General features: G+C 60.2%; 16 protein-coding genes. 3 read left to right on the top strand and 13 right to left on the bottom strand.

The features are described 5' to 3' along the window. Positions 1 to 4 precede the first annotated feature (4 nt). From prmB to JL39_RS07820, 5 genes are all read right to left on the bottom strand, one after another. The gene (gene prmB, locus JL39_RS07840; RefSeq protein WP_037148020.1) at positions 5 to 946 is read right to left on the bottom strand and encodes a 50S ribosomal protein L3 N(5)-glutamine methyltransferase; all 942 of its coding nucleotides are present in this window, start codon (positions 944 to 946) and stop codon (positions 5 to 7) included. 45 nt (positions 947 to 991) lie between these two features. Further along, positions 992 to 1,720 (bottom strand): aminoacyl-tRNA hydrolase, encoded by a 729-nt coding sequence (pth, locus tag JL39_RS07835; RefSeq protein ID WP_037148654.1) that lies wholly within the window; start codon positions 1,718 to 1,720, stop codon positions 992 to 994. An 80-nt stretch (positions 1,721 to 1,800) separates the two neighbouring features. Further along, positions 1,801 to 2,526 carry a transporter substrate-binding domain-containing protein gene (locus tag JL39_RS07830; protein ID WP_037148651.1) on the bottom strand — a complete coding sequence of 242 codons (726 nt, stop codon included), beginning with the start codon at positions 2,524 to 2,526 and terminating at the stop codon, positions 1,801 to 1,803. A 65-nt stretch (positions 2,527 to 2,591) separates the two neighbouring features. Next, positions 2,592 to 4,970: an EAL domain-containing protein gene (locus JL39_RS07825; RefSeq protein ID WP_037148018.1), complete on the bottom strand. Its 2,379-nt coding sequence runs from the start codon at positions 4,968 to 4,970 to the stop codon at positions 2,592 to 2,594. A 221-nt stretch (positions 4,971 to 5,191) separates the two neighbouring features. Further along, a complete protein-coding gene (locus tag JL39_RS07820) occupies positions 5,192 to 5,806 on the bottom strand; it encodes a 50S ribosomal protein L25/general stress protein Ctc (RefSeq protein WP_037148015.1) in 615 nt (204 codons plus the stop codon). A gap of 239 nt (positions 5,807 to 6,045) precedes the next feature. Here JL39_RS07820 and JL39_RS07815 point away from each other — a divergent pair, with 239 nt between their 5' ends. After that, positions 6,046 to 7,491 carry a hypothetical protein gene (locus JL39_RS07815; RefSeq protein WP_037148013.1) on the top strand — a complete coding sequence of 482 codons (1,446 nt, stop codon included), beginning with the start codon at positions 6,046 to 6,048 and terminating at the stop codon, positions 7,489 to 7,491. Between the two features lie 31 nt (positions 7,492 to 7,522). Here JL39_RS07815 and JL39_RS07810 read toward each other — a convergent pair whose 3' ends face one another. From JL39_RS07810 to lgt, 8 genes are all read right to left on the bottom strand, one after another. Continuing rightward, positions 7,523 to 7,780 (bottom strand): hypothetical protein, encoded by a 258-nt coding sequence (locus JL39_RS07810; RefSeq protein WP_037148011.1) that lies wholly within the window; start codon positions 7,778 to 7,780, stop codon positions 7,523 to 7,525. Between the two features lie 114 nt (positions 7,781 to 7,894). Continuing rightward, positions 7,895 to 8,344: a Kazal-type serine protease inhibitor gene (locus JL39_RS07805; RefSeq protein ID WP_152601085.1), complete on the bottom strand. Its 450-nt coding sequence runs from the start codon at positions 8,342 to 8,344 to the stop codon at positions 7,895 to 7,897. A 115-nt stretch (positions 8,345 to 8,459) separates the two neighbouring features. Next, a complete protein-coding gene (locus JL39_RS07800) occupies positions 8,460 to 9,392 on the bottom strand; it encodes a ribose-phosphate pyrophosphokinase (protein ID WP_037148006.1) in 933 nt (310 codons plus the stop codon). A 139-nt stretch (positions 9,393 to 9,531) separates the two neighbouring features. After that, the gene (locus JL39_RS07795) at positions 9,532 to 10,293 is read right to left on the bottom strand and encodes a hypothetical protein (protein WP_037148004.1); all 762 of its coding nucleotides are present in this window, start codon (positions 10,291 to 10,293) and stop codon (positions 9,532 to 9,534) included. Positions 10,294 to 10,377: 84 nt separating this feature from the next. After that, positions 10,378 to 11,529, bottom strand: coding sequence for a Xaa-Pro peptidase family protein (locus tag JL39_RS07790; RefSeq protein ID WP_037148002.1), 1,152 nt, complete (start codon positions 11,527 to 11,529; stop codon positions 10,378 to 10,380). 1 nt (position 11,530) lies between these two features. After that, complete coding sequence (gene pgeF / locus JL39_RS07785; protein WP_037148000.1) at positions 11,531 to 12,325, bottom strand: peptidoglycan editing factor PgeF; 795 nt, start codon at positions 12,323 to 12,325, stop codon at positions 11,531 to 11,533. A gap of 102 nt (positions 12,326 to 12,427) precedes the next feature. After that, positions 12,428 to 13,528 carry a class I SAM-dependent methyltransferase gene (locus JL39_RS07780; RefSeq protein ID WP_037147999.1) on the bottom strand — a complete coding sequence of 367 codons (1,101 nt, stop codon included), beginning with the start codon at positions 13,526 to 13,528 and terminating at the stop codon, positions 12,428 to 12,430. Between the two features lie 17 nt (positions 13,529 to 13,545). Then, on the bottom strand, positions 13,546 to 14,403 hold the full coding sequence (gene lgt / locus JL39_RS07775) for a prolipoprotein diacylglyceryl transferase (RefSeq protein WP_161784743.1): 858 nt from the start codon (positions 14,401 to 14,403) through the stop codon (positions 13,546 to 13,548). Positions 14,404 to 14,603: 200 nt separating this feature from the next. Here lgt and JL39_RS07770 point away from each other — a divergent pair, with 200 nt between their 5' ends. Together JL39_RS07770 and JL39_RS07765 are read left to right on the top strand one after the other, a co-directional pair. Continuing rightward, complete coding sequence (locus JL39_RS07770; RefSeq protein ID WP_037148646.1) at positions 14,604 to 14,858, top strand: accessory factor UbiK family protein; 255 nt, start codon at positions 14,604 to 14,606, stop codon at positions 14,856 to 14,858. A gap of 34 nt (positions 14,859 to 14,892) precedes the next feature. Further along, positions 14,893 to 15,693, top strand: coding sequence for a hypothetical protein (locus tag JL39_RS07765; RefSeq protein WP_037147998.1), 801 nt, complete (start codon positions 14,893 to 14,895; stop codon positions 15,691 to 15,693). Positions 15,694 to 15,919: the final 226 nt, after the last annotated feature.

Below are 15,919 nucleotides of genomic sequence, written 5' to 3'. Positions count from 1 at the left end.
CTGCCTATTTCTTCTTCGCCCTGACGCCGAGCGATTCGGCCGTGATCCAGAAAACCGCATCCTGGGATTCGGCGGTTTCCAGCCACAGGAAATCGAGATCGGGAAATTCCTCCTCCAGGATTTCACGGCCGGAGCCGATCTCGCAGATCATGCCGCCATCGGGATTGAGGTGTTTCGGTGCTTCCGCCAGCAGGCTGCGGACGATGTCGAGCCCGTCTTCACCGCCGTCGAAGGCCATGGCCGGCTCGGCCTGAAACTCCTCCGGAAATGCCGTCATCGCCTCGTGATCGACATAGGGCGGGTTGGTGATGATCAGGTCGTATTTCTTCTTTCCGAGCGGTGCGAAGAGGTCGCCCTGATGAAGGGTCACCTGATCCTCGACATTGTGTTCCGCGAGATTGAGCGCGGCGACTTGCAGCGCATCGAAGGAGAGGTCGACGGCATCCACTTCCGCATTCGGAAAAAATTTTGCGGCAAGCACCGCGAGGCATCCAGACCCCGTGCAGATGTCGACGGCGCTTTCGACGCTCAGTGGATCGGGCAGGAAGGAGGAGCCGTTCTCGCCGAGATATTCAGTGAACAGGATTTCACCGATATGGGAGCGGGGCACGATGACCCGTTCATCGACATGAAAGCGAACGCCCTGGATGTAGGCGCGACCGGTCAGATAGGAAGAGGGCTTTCTGGTGGTTACGCGCGTCTCGATGCGTTCGGCCAGCAGCTTGCGCTCCGACGGGAGCAGGCGCGCATCGAGAAAAGGATCGAGCGCATCGATCGGCAGGTCGAGGGAGTCGAGGATCAGGAAAGCGGCATCGTCGCCGGCTGTCGTCGTGCCGTGGCCGAAGCTCAGGTTCGCCGCGTTGAAGCGGGAGATCGCATAGCGCCAGTAGTCGCGCAGCGTGACCAGTTCGGCAGCTATGTTATCCGTGTCGAGAGCGTTAATCATCTGGTGCTTTTCAGTTTCCGTCTTGCATTGGGGGCTCGTAACCCCTCACTCACCCTTGCTGCCGAACATCTTCTTCAGCATCTCGGCCATGGGGCCGGTGGTCGGGATATTCGGTTTTGCACCGCCGCGTGCCTGGTGGATGTGCGATTTACCAACAGGTTTCGGTTGCGGCGATTTTTCAGCTTTCGGCTTTTCCTCGTCAGGCTTGCCGCCGATCGCGAGCGCCAGCTTGTTCATGAGCTGCGAATCCTCTTGCCTCACCAGCATCTCGACATTGTCGGCCACCGCATCGAGGAGGGGGGTGACCCAGGTCTGGTCGACCTTGGCGAAATCGCCGAGCACGTGGTTGTGCACGAGCTCCTTGGCCCCGGGATGACCGATGCCGAGACGCAGGCGGCGATAATCCTTGCCCAGATGGGCATCCAGCGATTTGATTCCATTGTGGCCGCCATGGCCGCCGCCCGTCTTGATGCGGGCCTTGCCGGGCGGCAGGTCGAGTTCGTCATAGATGGCGACGACATTTTGCGGGCCGAGCTTGTAGAAGCGCATGGCTTCGCCGACCGCCTCGCCGGAGAGGTTCATGAAGGTCTGCGGCTTCATCAGCAAGACTTTCTCGCCACCCAGTTCGCCTTCGGAAATCTCCGCCTTGAATTTTTTCGACCAGGGCGAGAATCCGGGTCGCCGCTGGATCGCGTCGACGGCCATGAAGCCGATATTGTGGCGGTTGTCCGCATATCTGGAGCCAGGATTGCCGAGACCTGCGATGATAAGCATGGAGAAATCCGTTCTGCGCTGATCGCCTTCACCAACGCGAAACGCCGGCAAAGTCAACCTGTTTCCGTGAGCCACGTCGTCTATTGCGGTTCATTGATGCCGTAGCGCCTGAATATGGCGTCCTGAGCGCCGTTCCTGATCATCTCGTCGAGGTTTGCCTGCATCTTCGATATCAGCTCGTCCGGAACGTCCTTGTTGCAGGCTATGCCCAGACGCTGTTCGGAAAAGATCATGACCTTCTCGATCGGCGTTCCTTCCGCTTTCAGTTTCTCGTAGACGCCTTGCGACATCGGCATCATGTCGATGCGGTCACCGAGCAGTTTTCGGAGCGTGGTATCGAAATCGGCACTCAGGTCGATCCTGGGGAAGCCGGAGTTCCTCAGCAGAGCTTCCGTGTAGTCTCCCCGATGGGTGCCGACCGCATATTGCCTGGCCTCCTCGATCGTGCTGGCATCGACCTTGGAGCCGGTATGCCGGATGAGAATGTTGCGGTCGATGAAGAGCGGCATCACCCATTTGAAACGAGGCTCGCGCTCCGGCGTGCGGGCGGCAGCGAAGACACAGTGCATGGGCTGCGTCTCGGCAAGCATGATGGCGCGGGCCCAGGGCATGATCTCCATCACGAAAGGCGTTTCGACGCCATGCATGATGATCTCGATCTGGTCGACGCCGGCGCCACGATAAGTGCCGTCCGGCTCCCGATAGCCGAACGGCGGATAGGATTCGGTCGAAAACATGATCGGTTGTTGGGCAATGGCAGCCGGCGCGAAGCTGAGACCGGCAAGAAGCAGCGATGCAGTCTTCATCTTTTCCCTCCAGGCAAGCATGTAGCCATTTCTGACCCAGCATCTCGTCCGGAAGGCGCTGGCCGCTAACCTGCCATGAACCTTGCGTCGGATTGCCGGGCTGATAGGGCCGAGAGCAGTTCGGAAATTTCCCGGGGCTTCGAAAAGAGATAGCCCTGGGCATAATCGATGCCCATCTGTCTGAGCAAGGCGCGCTGTTCTTCGGTTTCGACGCCTTCGGCGACGACCTTGCAGTTCATCTTATGGGAAATGGCGCTGATGCCTTCGATCAGCATCCGGTTCTTGCTGCCGATATCATCCGCCTTGTCGGTGAGCGAACGGACGAAAGACTGGTCGATCTTGACGATATCGACCGGGAAACGGCTCATATAGCTCAGTGACGAATAGCCGGTGCCAAAATCGTCAAGTGCAATAAGGCAGCCGAAATGATGAAGCTCGTTGAGTATGGTGCGGATTTCCGGGTTGTCGTGCATCAACACCGCTTCGGTGATCTCTATCACAAGGCGCGACGGTTGCATGCCGTAATGACCAAGCAGGCCTGTCAGTCGCGCCAGCAAACCGGGCTCGAATTGCAGCGGCGAGAAATTCACCGCGACATATGCTTCTTCCATGCCGGGGAGACGAGAGACGCGCGCGAGGTTGGCCATCGCGTCTTCAAGGATGAGGTTGCCGATCTGACTGATCGAGCCGGTTTCCTCGGCAACGCTGATGATGCCGGCCGGTGACATCAGCCCCTTGCGCGGATGGCGCATGCGCATGAGGGCCTCGAAGCCGGAAGGAATGCCGGTGTCGATATCGACGATCGGCTGGAAATGTGCCTCGAACCAGCTTGCGGCGATGGCGACCTCAATGTCGCTCTCGATCTCCGCCCGTTCACGCGTCTGGTCGAGGATTGCCGGGTCGTAGACCTGTGCCCCGTTCTTGCCGTCGCGCTTGCGGGCATACATGGCCATGTCCGATTTCTGCAGAAGTTCGGCAGCACTGGCGGCGTGGCTGGGGTAGAAGGCGAGGCCGATGCTGGCGCTGAGCCGCACGCCGGTGCCCTGGATGCGGAAAGGCACTTCGAACGTGTCGACGATCTTCTGGGCAAGCTCGGTCGCGCGGCGTTCGGTGCTTTCGCCAGCGATCAGTATGGCGAACTCGTCGCCCCCGAGGCGCGAGGCGCTGTCCGTGCGGCGCAGCAGGGGGCGCGTCCGCTCGACGAACTGGCAAAGAACGCTGTCTCCGGCTGCATGTCCGAGGTTGTCGTTGATTGCCTTAAAGCGGTCGAGGTCGACAAAGAGGCAGGCGACTTCCGTCCTGGTCCTGTCCGCTTCGCTGATCTTCCGGTCGAGCATGGCTTCGAAACCCTGGCGGTTCAGAAGCCCGGTCAGATGGTCGGAGATCGCCTGCTGATGGTTGCGCAGTTCCGACTGCTTGAGTTCGGTAACATCGGTCATGACGCTGAGCGAACCGGGCATGCTGGCTCCCGCGGCGCCCAGTTCCGTTTCGACAATCAGCACGTCCATCAGGTGGCCGTCGGCGCAAAGGAAGCGGACGGTGACTTCCATCGCCGGACCGTTTGATTTCCCCTGTGCCTTCCGCTGCCGATAGGTCTCCCGATCTGCAAAATCGACGAGATCCGAGAACGGGCGGCCGATGACGTTCTCGCGGCTATAGCCGGTGGCAAGAAGCCAGTAATCGCTGACCGCCGCGATCTGATCGCGGGGAGTGAGCGAAAACAGCATGGCCGGCGTCAGGTTATAGATTTCCGTCGTCTGCTGATGTGCCCGCTTGAGCTCGCGTTCCTCGCGTTCCAGCAGCGTCTGCATCTCGTTGAAACTTTTCGCCAGGCGCCCCATCTCGTCGTTCGAGCGCCAGTCGACGTGGTGGCGCGAGCCTAACCGCCGCGTCGCCTCGATGGCGGCCGTCAGCCGCAGCAGGGGCTTGATCACCATTACGCGGTTGCCGAGGATCGCCACGCCGAAAACCGTCAGAATGGCGATGATGAAGATGGAGATGAAGGCCATTTCCATCTGGTGTAGTGCCGAGAACCATCCGAGTTCGGGCACATAGACGGTAATATTGCCGACATCCCGCATGCCCTGCGGCGACTTGTAGACGATAGGCTCGGAGATCGATTTCAGACCGCGGAAATCAGCGGGATTCACATCCACTTCGGAAATATTCAGCTTGCCCGTGCTGTCGTTGATCTGCACCCCCTGAATGGCAGGGTCGGCCACAAGCATGGATGCGATCTGGTGGATGCTAACCGTATCGAGCTCCCAGAGCGGCTTGCCGAGCGCCTGGGAATTGGTGACCAGCACGAGATTGACGTGCTCGCTGAGGTTTATGGCAGCCTGTTGCGAGGAAAGCGCCAGGAACAGCGTGAACAGCGGTGCGACGACGACCAGAAGCGCGCCAGAAATGATCGCGATAAAACGGCTCTCAACGGAACGACTCATCCGTCTTCCCTGCAATATATCTTCCGGTTGATGCCGGATTGTCCCCTCATGCTGAAGCAGTGATCATAGTTTCACGTATTCATTAAACTTCACTGAAACGAATATGCCAAGATTTGAAAGATTTGCGGAAATAGCGTAGCGGCATTGTGTTTTGCGGCCAATAGAAAACCCGCCTTCTTGCGAAGGCGGGTTTCAAGATCAAACATTCTGCTTTGATTTGCTTATTCAGCTTCGGAAGCAGGCGTTTCTTCCTGGGCTTCCTCAACGCCGCCGGCCGGAGCAACGATGGTCGCGATGGTGAAATCGCGATCGGCGATGACCGGGCGCACACCCTTCGGCAGGGTGACGGCGGAAATATGGATGCTGTCGCCGATCTTGGCGCCGGTGAGGTCAACCGTGATGAATTCCGGGATGGCGTTTGCCGGGCAATGGAATTCGACCGCGTGACGAACGATGTTGAGAACGCCGCCGATCTTGACTGCGGACTTCTCTTCGTTGACGAAGTGAACCGGCACTTCGACGGTGACGTCCGTGTCGCCGGAGACGCGCAGGAAATCCACGTGCATGGTGAAATCACGGACCGGATCGAGCTGGTAGTCTTTCGGCAGGACCTGAATCTTCTGGCCGTTGACATCGATCGTTGCAATGGTGGTCATGAAACCGCCGGCATGGATGCGCTTCGTCACTTCATTGGTCGAGAGTGCGATCGCGAGGGGGGCCTGCTTATCACCATAGATGACAGCGGGAATGAAACCGTTGCGGCGAAGTTCACGGGAGGACCCCTTACCTACCCGTTCGCGCGCCTCGGCCTTGAGCTCGTAAGATGCGTGGCTCATGGCATGTCCTTTCGAGGTTGTTTGGAGAGTTTTCCGCAAGCGCTGGCCGCTGCGTCAAACCGAAGGCACGAGGTGCACTTCATCCGCGTTGCCTCCAAGGGTGTCTACGCGGACCGGCGGGCTATAATACAACAGGGTTTGGAGTGCAAGCTTTTCAGCCCGGAAAGGCGCTGGTTCAACTTGACTTCCCGAACCCATCTTCCAAATTGGCCTGTGATTGAACACGGGAAGGGCTGTGCATGAAAAGAACCTTGATCGCGACCGGTTTGGTAGCGGCATTTTCGATCTATTCCGTGCAAGCGGCGGAGATCGACGATCGGGGCGCCCGCATGCTCAAGGACAATCTGAGCCATTTCCTGCCGGATTCCGCGCGCAGCAGCGGCTTTCTGACTGTGAGGCCGGCCGGTGACCGTTACGAGGTCACCTACGACATCGCCAGGCTTATCGAGACGATCGACAAGAAGAATTTCACGGTCTCGGGCCTGACGCCGTTCACTCTCTTCGCGGCGCCACTCAATAACGGCCAGTGGAAGCTGAACAGCGACAGCAACATGAATTTCTCCGTGCAGGGCAGGGCGCCTGATGGGAAGCCGACCAGCATGACCTATTCCGTCACGGACGCCGTGTTTTCCGGCATTTTCGATCCGGCAATCAGCTATCTGCGCTCGGGCGAGGCGACATCCGGTCCGATCCGTATGGTGTCGAAAAGCGGAACGGAAGAGATCGAAGCAAGCTTCGCGGGCATGAACTACTCTCTCGGTGCGACGAATAGCGCGACCGCCGGAGCTACGGATTTTCACGGCACAGGGTCGTTTTCGAGGTTCTACGAGCGGATCGCCACTCCACAGGCGCCTCCGGTGCAGATACGCGCCGAGAGCCTCGATTTCGACGTCGGCGTCGAAGGCGTGGTCGCGCAGAATATCCAGAAACTCGTCTCGTTCATGCTGGAACTGGTCAAGGATGAACGGCCCTCGGAAGCCGAGATCGCAGAGCTGAAGGAACTCATCCGCGGTGCGATGCCGTTCTTCACATCGCTTTCGGAGAAAATCGCATTCAACAAGTTCACCGTGGCAAGTCAGGTCGGTGATATCGGGGTCGATAAGCTCAACTATACCCTGACGATGACGGAGCCCTCCGAGGCGACGCGCATCGGCGTCGGTCTCGGCGTGGAGAAGATTTCCACACCGTCCGGTCTTGTCCCGGAAGTCTATGCTCGGCTGGTGCCTGATATGGCCGAGATGGAAGTCGGGATCGCCGCTCTCAATTTCACGCGCTTTGTGGATACCTTGATGGAGATGGATCTGTCGAAGCCTGGACCGTTGCCGGAGGCAGAAAGCGAGCGTCTGGGCAAAGCGATCCTCGATGACGGCCAACTGACGATCGATTTTCCGAAAATCGTTGCCAGATCGTCGCTCTACGATGTCGAGGCGTCAGGCGAGATCAGCGGCTACCCGGACCAGAAGGATCGCTACAATCTCGAAACCTCGATCCTCGCCCGCGATATCGACAGATTGATCCAGTATTTCCAGGGGGCTGCCAAGGTTGATCCGCAGTTCAACCAGGTTTCCTTCGCCATCATGATGGCAAAAGGCATGGCGAAAACGGAGCCGGACGGACGGCTGCGTTGGGATATCAGATTCGAGGACGGGAAGGCACTCAGCGTCAACGGGCAAGTGATCCAGTAAGGCCGATCCAGTAAAGCACCCGCCACTCGATCTAGCGCCGGGGCTCGCCACCCGGCGCATAGACGCTTTTCTGCTCGAAGCGGAACTTGTGGCCGCACTGGCCGCAACGCAGCATGTATTTGCGCGGATCGGTGGACGCGAACTCCGTGGAGAAGCCAAGCGGCAATTCATCGATATGGAAATCGCGATTGCTCTGCCGCTTGTCATCCGTTTCGGAGACTTCGGCAAAACCGGTGTTGCCGCATTGGGAACATTCGAGTTTTCGGGAATAGCGGTCGCGTGCGGCCATACGGAACTCCTTGGAAAGGCGCTTAACTAACCGAAGCCGCGCCGCAAAGCAAAACGCCGGAACAGCTGTCCCGACGTTTTGCTGATCATTTTTGCTGTTGTTCCTTGTCCGCTTTCAGCGGCGGCATTCGCCGGATGCAACAACGCTAAACCCGGCATTGGCGGCTTCGCAGGCATTCGGAAAAGTCTGCGTCCGCGATCCACGCTGACCGCAGACCGGGCGGTATTCGCGCGTGCAGAAGCCGGACTGTTCAGGCCTTCCGGGACGATCCGGCCTGTCGGGACGACCAGGCTGGTTCCAATCCGGGCGATCGGGACGATCCGGACGGCCCGGCGGAGGAAGCGGTCCAGGCTGGCGACGGCATTCGCCGGAGCTTACGATACGGAAGCCGCGTCCGCGCGCCTGGCAGGCATTGCCGAAGGTTTCAAAGCGCCCGCCGCGCTCGCCGCAGACCGGCCGATATTCCATTGTGCACATTTGCGGTTGCGGCTCGGGTCGTGGAGGCCGCTGCGGAGGATAATAACCTCCGGGTCCCGGGCCGCCCTCGACGCAGCCTGAAAGCATCGGAATAAGCAGGAACAGGGCCAATCTCTTCGATTGTCCGGAAAAGGAAACCATAGCGACTCACTCCTCGTTGTGCGCACGAGGAGCTTATCGGAACATGTTTTACCAAAAAAGGTCAGTCGAACAGGCTGGAGACGGACGATTCCATCGCCGTGCGGTTGATCGCTTCGCCAAGCAGGCTGGCGGTGGTGATGACACGGATATTGGGAGCCGATTGCACCGCGGTCGTCGGCTGGATGGAGTCGGTGATCACCAGTTCGCGCAGCTTGGAAGCGGCGATACGGGCAACCGCGCCGCCCGACAGCACGCCATGGGTGATATAGGCCGTGACGCTGGTGGCGCCGTTCTTCAGCAGCGCCTCGGCAGCGTTGCAGAGCGTGCCGCCGGAATCGACGATGTCGTCGATCAGCAGACAGTCCTTGCCGGAGACGTCACCAATGACGTTCATGACTTCGGATTCACCGGCACGCTCGCGGCGCTTGTCGACGATGGCAAGCTGACATTCTATACGCTTGGCGAGCGCACGGGCGCGCACGACGCCGCCGACATCCGGCGAAACGACCATGACGTTGTTCAGGTCATAGTGTTCCTTGACGTCGCGGGCGAGGATCGGCACCGCGAAGAGGTTGTCGGTCGGGATATCGAAGAAGCCCTGGATCTGGCCGGCATGCAGGTCGAGCGTCAGCACGCGGTCGGCACCGGCCTCGGTGATCAGGTTGGCGACGAGCTTGGCGGAAATCGGCGTGCGGGGGCCGGCCTTGCGGTCCTGGCGGGCATAGCCGAAATAGGGGAGGACGGCGGTGATGCGCTTGGCGGAAGACCGCCGGAACGCATCGATCATGATCAGCAGCTCCATCAGGTGGTCGTTGGTCGGAAAGGACGTGGACTGGATGACGAAAACGTCTTCCCCGCGTACATTCTCCTGGATTTCAACGAAGATTTCCTGGTCTGCAAATCGCCTTACACTGGCTTTTCCGACTGGAACATTGAGATAGCTGCAGATCGCGTCGGCGAGGTGCCGGTTCGAATTGCCTGCGAAAACCTTCATTGCGGTCCGCCTGTTTTGAAGCTGGATGCGGGCCTTTTACCGCCGCCGGCCCCGAATGCAATAGCGTTTTGCGCCTCACCACGGTTTTTTGTGAAGAAACTATGACCGGTTGCTTATGGAGCCACTAGAGCTTCAGGCCCTAGCCCCTCTGCGATTGCCGCCAGTTCAGATAGTCCTGAATGGTTTTGCTGGCGATCGCCTCCATGGTGGAAGCAGGTACCGCGGCCCATGGATCGGAGCCTTTGGCCGGCACGCTTTCCTGCCCTTGCATGCGATGCAACCGCGCGCCGGAATTGTCGAGGATATCCCAGACATAGACGATGGTGACCTTGCCGCCGTCGACGAAGGCGGAGAAGTAGCCCTTCAGGATATTCTCTGTGCCGGCATCGCCTGACGGGCGGATGGTCAGCCCGCTGGCGCGCGCCTCGGCGCCGAGCTGACGCGAAAGCGGTGTCACCGCCTGGACCGGCGCGCCGATGATCGGCAGGAAACGGATCGTGCTGGCGGAGGAACTCGGGGGCGGTAACGATGCCTGCCGGGGTGCAGCAGCCGTTGCGGGCTGTTGCGTCGCCTGCTCCTGTCCCTGTCCATCCCATTGCGGCGGTGGGCCGGAGGAGGAGGGGGATACCGTATTGCCTGATTCCAGAGCGCGAGCCTGGGCTTCCAGCGTGTTCTGCGGTCCCGTTGCTCCGCCTTGGGCATAGGTGCTGCTACTATTATTATAGGTCTCCGGCTGCTGCGAGCGCGCCATCCGGTCCGCCTCGGCTTGTGTCACAGGCGTCGAAGCCCCGCCATTGCCCGTGCCCACGTTCGCCTGTGGCGTCAGGGCCTCCGTCGTGTTGCAAGAGGACAGAATTATGGCGAGCAGGGTGGCGGAAAATAATCTTCCGAAAAGCTGCATGCCCGCCTCCTGTCAAAGATTCCCTGTCACGAAACCTTATTGGTCGCCTTCGGGACCTGTCAATTGCCTGATCAAAGCGGGAAATCAGCGCAAAATAAGGTCCAGACCGTGGCGCGAAAACGGCTGCGGATCGGCACCCGTTGTCAGATAGGTGTGGCCGAGCGTCATGGCTGCACCGCTGTCGGAATCCATGATGATCATGTGCACGAAGAGGGTCATGTCGGGCAGGATCTCCTGCGGGTTGCCGACATGGAACATCTGGTGCTCCATCCACGAGGGCGAGAAACGGGCGCCGAGCGAATAGCCGCAGGCATTGAGGCGGTGGCGTGAGAGCCCGCGCTCGTCGAGGATCCGGGCATGCGTGTCGAAGACGTCGCCGAACGTGTGGCCGGGGCGCAGCACGCTCTCGATGGCCTGGATCGTCTCGAGGCAGGCTTTGTAAAGCTCCCGGTGGCGGAAGGACGGTTCGCCGACCATGATCGTGCGCATCATGGCGGCATGATAATGTACCGCCGTGCCGGCCCATTCGAGCGTCAATTGGTCGGTCGCGTCGAGTTTTCGACGGCCGGCCTTGTAGCGGCAGAGGAGCGCGTCGGCGCCCGACCCGATAATGAATTCGTTGGCCGGATAATCACCGCCGCCCAGGAAGATCGCGCCCTGCATCGCAGCGAGGATTTCCGCCTCGTCGCCGCCGGCCTTGATGAGAGGGAGTGCCGCATCGAGCGCATCATCCGCAAGTTCAGCGGCGCGTCTGGCGTAAGCGACCTCCGCCGGACTTTTGACGAGCCTGAGCGCGCTGACGAGATAGGAGGCATCGCTGATCTGGCCGAATGTGGAGAGTTGATTGTCAAGCAGGCGGGCGACCCTGCCGGTCATCCCGTGTGTGTCGTACTCGACGCCGATCTTCGCGCCGAGCAGATCCATGTCGCTCAGCAGGTTCTTTAGGTCGAGCGTCGGATCAGCATTCACCCGGTCGACCCAGACGATGACATTCTCAATGATCGAGGTCTGACGCGCCTGGCGCAGGTCGGCCGAGCGGGTCAGCAGCGTCATCGTGCCATCGGCCTTGACCACCAGCGTCTGAAAGAAGCAGTAGCCGAAGGTATCGTAGCCGGTCAGCCAGTACATGCTTTCCTGGGCAAAAAGCAGCAGCGCATCGAGCTTTTCGGCGCGCATCTTCTCCGTCAGCCGCGCGAGGCGGTCAGCATATTCGCTTCTCTCGAAATGCAGAGCCATATCAATCCTCCCGAAGTGCAATGGCTGAAATCTGGCGGCCGTAATCCGGCTCTCTGGCGTGAGTCGTGCGGCGATAGGAAAAGAACCGTTCCGTATCCGGGTAAGTATCGACGCCCAGGTTTTCGGCCCGCACGCCTGCGTCCGTCAGCCGCCTGATCGTCAGCGACGGCAGGTCGAACATGGCATGTCCCGGCTTCGATGAGGGCATGAAGAATTCTTCGTATGCCGGATCGAAGGCGAGGAAGCGTTCGACGAATTCCGGGCCGACCTCATAGCTCGTCGGGCCGATCGAGGGACCGAGCACCGCAGTGATCCTGTCGCGCATGGCGCCAAGGGAAACCATCGCTTCGATCGTGTTTTCAAGCACGCCGCCAAGCGCACCCTTCCAGCCGGCATGGGCCGCGCCGATCACGTTGCTCTCGCCGTCGGCAAACAGGATCGGTCCGCAATCGGCCGAAAGCACGCCGAGCGCCACGCCGGGGATCGACGTCACCATCGCATCCACCTGCGGCCGCTCGCCGGCATAGGTCTCGTCGACGATGAAGACGTCGGGTGAGTGGACCTGATGGACGGTTGCAAGCTTCTCGACCGGCAAACCGAACCAGGCGGCGACCCGCGCACGGTTCTCGATCACTCTCTCCCGGTGATCGTTCGAGCCGATGCCGACATTGAGGCCGGCATAAAGTCCTTCGGATACGCCGCCCTGACGGGTGAAGAAGCCATGGCGGATACGATTGCCGGCCATCTCGCTCAACAGGGGGCTCTCAATGGGCGTCGGCAAGGGGCTGTCCTGCATCGGCGTTGTCTATCCCGTTGATTTCAAGAGGTTTTCTGCAAGCGATGAAACCTGCGCGCTGCTTCGATTTAAGGCGAGAGTGGCGCAAGGAAAGGGCGGATGTCAATCCACCGGCCGGAACGGCATCAAATTCAAGGCCGGGCTGGAAACTGCGATCACCTTGAACAACTCCCCCATCTTGCCCGCACCTTCGCCCGCCAGCCGATCGACCGCCGCGGCAATCAGCCGCTGTTCAGATGGCGCCTTGTCCTTCGCAAGTGCCGTGGCGCGTTCGGCAAGGCCGAGGCCGTAGAGGAACTCGCCCTGGCGCAAGCCGCCGTTCAGGTGAATACCCATGGAAAGGGCGATCCTGGCCAGATCCTCGAAGTCCACGTGGCTCGTCAGGTCCGCCTCGCCCGGATGGGCGAGGGGTGGATCGAAATCGTGGTTGCGCACGGCCTGCAGCGTGTCTCCGAAGCCGGTGACCATATGGCCGTAGTCGATGATCAGCGCAGTTCCGCCAAACGTCTTCAGCCGGGCGCAGAGCGTCTGCATGACCGCCTGGCGTGCCGGCGCCAGCTCGAAGACCGTGCCGTCGGGAGCGGAGGCCGTCGACGATGGCAGAAGATCGGGATCGAGCGTCGCGACGCCAGCGGCGAAGGTGAGTTCACCGTCGGCATTCAGGCCGACAAGACGCTCGCGGAAGCCGGTTGGTGTTTTGACGAACTGGCGGATCGGGATCGCGTCGAAGAGTTCATTCGCGGCAATCAGCGTAAAACCTTCGGGTACATCTTCGAAACTGTCGTGCCAGGTAACCTTGGTGGAATAGGCCTCCAGCGTCACGCGCTGCACGCCGCGAAGCCTTTCGCTGGTCTCGACCAGATGAACATTCAGGCCTTCGAAGAGCAGGGGGGCGATGCGTTTGATCACCCGCAGCATATCGGCCATCATCGTGCCGCGGCCGGGCCCGACCTCGACCAGCCGGACGGCTGCCGGGCTGCCATGGCGCTGCCAGGCATGCACGACGAAGATGCCGATCATCTCGCCGAAAAGCTGGCTGATCTCCGGTGCGGTGATGAAATCGCCATGCCGGCCGAAAGGCTCGCGGCTGCGGTAATAGCCATATTCCGGATCGGCGAGGCAGAGCGCGAAATAATCGGTGACGCTGATCGGGCCGCTCGCCCGGATGAGATTCTTTATCTTGTCTGTAAGGGGCGTGCTCACGGCCGTGCGCCTCCGCCTCAAACCTGAGCAGACGCAGACGCGGCCGCCGCGCGTGCCCGGGCGATGGCCCAAAGGCCGACAGCGATCATCGGCAGCGACAGCACCATGCCCATCGTCAGCCAGTTCGTGCCGAGCAAGTAGCCGAGTTGGGCATCCGGCTCCCGGAAGAACTCCACGAAAATACGGCAGAGAGCATATCCGACGACGAAGGTGCCGCAGACCGTGCCAGGGGCCTTCAGCGCCTTGAAGCCGAAAATCATCAGCGCCAGCACCAGAACGAGCACGATCCCTTCGAGGCCCGCTTCGTAAAGCTGGCTTGGATGGCGCGCGAACGGCCCTCCGGTCGGGAAGACGACCGCCCAGGGCATGTCGCTCAATCGTCCCCAAAGCTCGCCGTTGATGAAGTTGGCGATGCGGCCGAAGAAGAGTCCGAAAGGCACGACGGCAGCCACCGCATCGAACATGCTCCAAACCGGAATGCCATTGCGGCGGGCAAAGAAGATCATGGCGATCGTCGCGCCAAGGAAACCGCCGTGGAAGGACATGCCGCCGTTCCAGATCTCGATTGCCCGAATCGGATTCTGCGAAACGGCAGCGAAATCGTAGAAGAGCACGTAGCCGATGCGGCCGCCGAGCACGACGCCGACAGCGACCCAGACCAGGAAGTCGTCGAGGTGGGCAATGGTGATCGGAGACTGACCATCCTTCCAGAGCGAGCCGTTTGCCGCCAGACGGCGCGCATAGAGCCAGCCGAGCAGGATGCCGGCGACATAGGCCAGACCGTACCAATGAATGGCCAGCGGGCCGATGAAGAAGGCCACCGGATCGATGTTCGGGAACGGCATCAGGGCGAAAAGATGTAGCGCTTCGTACAAGTTATCGGGTTCTCAACCTGTTCATATCGTCGCGGAACATGGCGTTGCGGCCATCGCCGGTCAAGGCGAATCTCAGCAAGCGCCCGTGCCGGCGGTGGATGACGCTTGCAACGGGTCGCGGCAGGCCCTACTTCATCTTCATGGACATTTTCGGGCCGCGCTTTCGTAGAGTGGGCGGCCAGACATACGGGAGTAAGATCATGTCAACCGGCACGAACCGCATTCTGGACGATTTCGCACGGCTGATGACCGATGCCGCGGGAGCCGCGCAAGGCGTGCGCAAGGAGTTCGAGACAGCCTTCCACGCACAGGCCGAGCGCTTCCTGAACAATATGGACGTGGTCAAGCGTGAGGAATTCGAGGCCGTCCGCGAAATGGCCGCCCGCGCCCGCGACGAAAACGAGGCCTTGAAAGCCCGTATCGAGGCGCTGGAGGCGAAGCTTTCGGGCCAATGAGACCGGTACCGTTTATGAGGGCGGGGGCAGTGGAATGGACAAGGCGACCGTCATCAACGATATCGCTGCCGCCCTCAGAAACGAACCGACGATCACAGCGCTGTTCTTAAGCGGCAGCTACGGCGCTGGAATCGAGGACGCATATAGCGACATCGATTTCCTGGCGGTTTCCCACGATGGTCCCACGGATGAATTCGCCGCCCTCTGGCGCGAAGCTGTCGGCAAGACGGGCGAAATCGTCCTCTGGCGGGACCGGCAGGTCAAACCCACGCTGATCAACGCCATCACGGCCGATTGGCTGCGCATTGACGTTGACATCATCAATCCCGATCAAATGGCCCGGCGAAACGCCGGCGGGTTGAAGGTCGTGTTCGATCACGGCCGGATTTTGGAAACCTTGCAGCCGCCTCCATCAGGGACGGGTCCCAATCCGGCGCGCATGAAATGGCAGTTCGAGGAATTCATCCGGATTTTCGGGCTGCTGCCGCTCGCGATCGGCAGAGGGGAATATCTGAACGGGATCACCGGCATCTTCCATCTCAGGAATCTTCTCATCGAGCTTCTGATAGAAGAGACAGCCGCTCCCAATCGGGGAGGGGCTCTTCATCTGAACAGGCTGATCACCGAGGAGCAAAAGCAGGTCCTCGCCAGGTTGCCTCTGCCTTCCCCGACGAAAGAGGCGATCATTTCAGCCAATCTTGCCTATGCGGACGCGTATCTGCCGCGGGCACGCAGGGTGGCGACGAAGATCGGCGTGGAATGGCCCGAGCGGTTCGAAGCGGCAACATGGGCTCACCTCAAGCACACGTTGGGGATCGAGCTTTCCGACACCTGATCCAACCTCGCCATTGAAAAAATCCTCCCCTGTGGACACTGGCAAAAAAGTCAGTCGCCAGAGTCGGTTATGACTCCGTTCTGATCCCGGACGCGAAGAAGTTTCCAAGCGGAATTGAGTAAAATCGAGTGAAAGGGGCTGCCAGTCCGACTCCGTCTAGGTACACTGATTTTAAACGATGATTCGAAACGGGTTGGTAAGCTCCAGACAGGGTGACTGCGTTATT

Source organism: Rhizobium sp. YS-1r (assembly GCF_000757525.1).
Lineage (GTDB): Bacteria > Pseudomonadota > Alphaproteobacteria > Rhizobiales > Rhizobiaceae > Neorhizobium > Neorhizobium petrolearium.
Note: the sequence above shows the minus strand (reverse complement) of the source record. Positions and strands in the feature narration are given on the sequence as shown.

What these genes read in the sequence shown, in the direction of transcription:
- JL39_RS07825 (WP_037148018.1), bottom strand. Translation starts at nt 4,970, where the DNA reads ATGAGTCGTTCCGTTGAGAGCCGTTTTATCGCGATCATTTCTGGCGCG.
- JL39_RS07790 (WP_037148002.1), bottom strand. Translation starts at nt 11,529, where the DNA reads ATGGCTCTGCATTTCGAGAGAAGCGAATATGCTGACCGCCTCGCGCGG.
- JL39_RS07810 (WP_037148011.1), bottom strand. Translation starts at nt 7,780, where the DNA reads ATGGCCGCACGCGACCGCTATTCCCGAAAACTCGAATGTTCCCAATGC.
- prmB (WP_037148020.1), bottom strand. Translation starts at nt 946, where the DNA reads ATGATTAACGCTCTCGACACGGATAACATAGCTGCCGAACTGGTCACG.
- JL39_RS07805 (WP_152601085.1), bottom strand. Translation starts at nt 8,344, where the DNA reads ATGCTTTCAGGCTGCGTCGAGGGCGGCCCGGGACCCGGAGGTTATTAT.
- JL39_RS07820 (WP_037148015.1), bottom strand. Translation starts at nt 5,806, where the DNA reads ATGAGCCACGCATCTTACGAGCTCAAGGCCGAGGCGCGCGAACGGGTA.
- JL39_RS07815 (WP_037148013.1), top strand. Translation starts at nt 6,046, where the DNA reads ATGAAAAGAACCTTGATCGCGACCGGTTTGGTAGCGGCATTTTCGATC.
- JL39_RS07795 (WP_037148004.1), bottom strand. Translation starts at nt 10,293, where the DNA reads ATGCAGCTTTTCGGAAGATTATTTTCCGCCACCCTGCTCGCCATAATT.
- JL39_RS07830 (WP_037148651.1), bottom strand. Translation starts at nt 2,526, where the DNA reads ATGAAGACTGCATCGCTGCTTCTTGCCGGTCTCAGCTTCGCGCCGGCT.
- JL39_RS07770 (WP_037148646.1), top strand. Translation starts at nt 14,604, where the DNA reads ATGTCAACCGGCACGAACCGCATTCTGGACGATTTCGCACGGCTGATG.
- pgeF (WP_037148000.1), bottom strand. Translation starts at nt 12,325, where the DNA reads ATGCAGGACAGCCCCTTGCCGACGCCCATTGAGAGCCCCCTGTTGAGC.
- JL39_RS07765 (WP_037147998.1), top strand. Translation starts at nt 14,893, where the DNA reads ATGGACAAGGCGACCGTCATCAACGATATCGCTGCCGCCCTCAGAAAC.
- pth (WP_037148654.1), bottom strand. Translation starts at nt 1,720, where the DNA reads ATGCTTATCATCGCAGGTCTCGGCAATCCTGGCTCCAGATATGCGGAC.
- JL39_RS07800 (WP_037148006.1), bottom strand. Translation starts at nt 9,392, where the DNA reads ATGAAGGTTTTCGCAGGCAATTCGAACCGGCACCTCGCCGACGCGATC.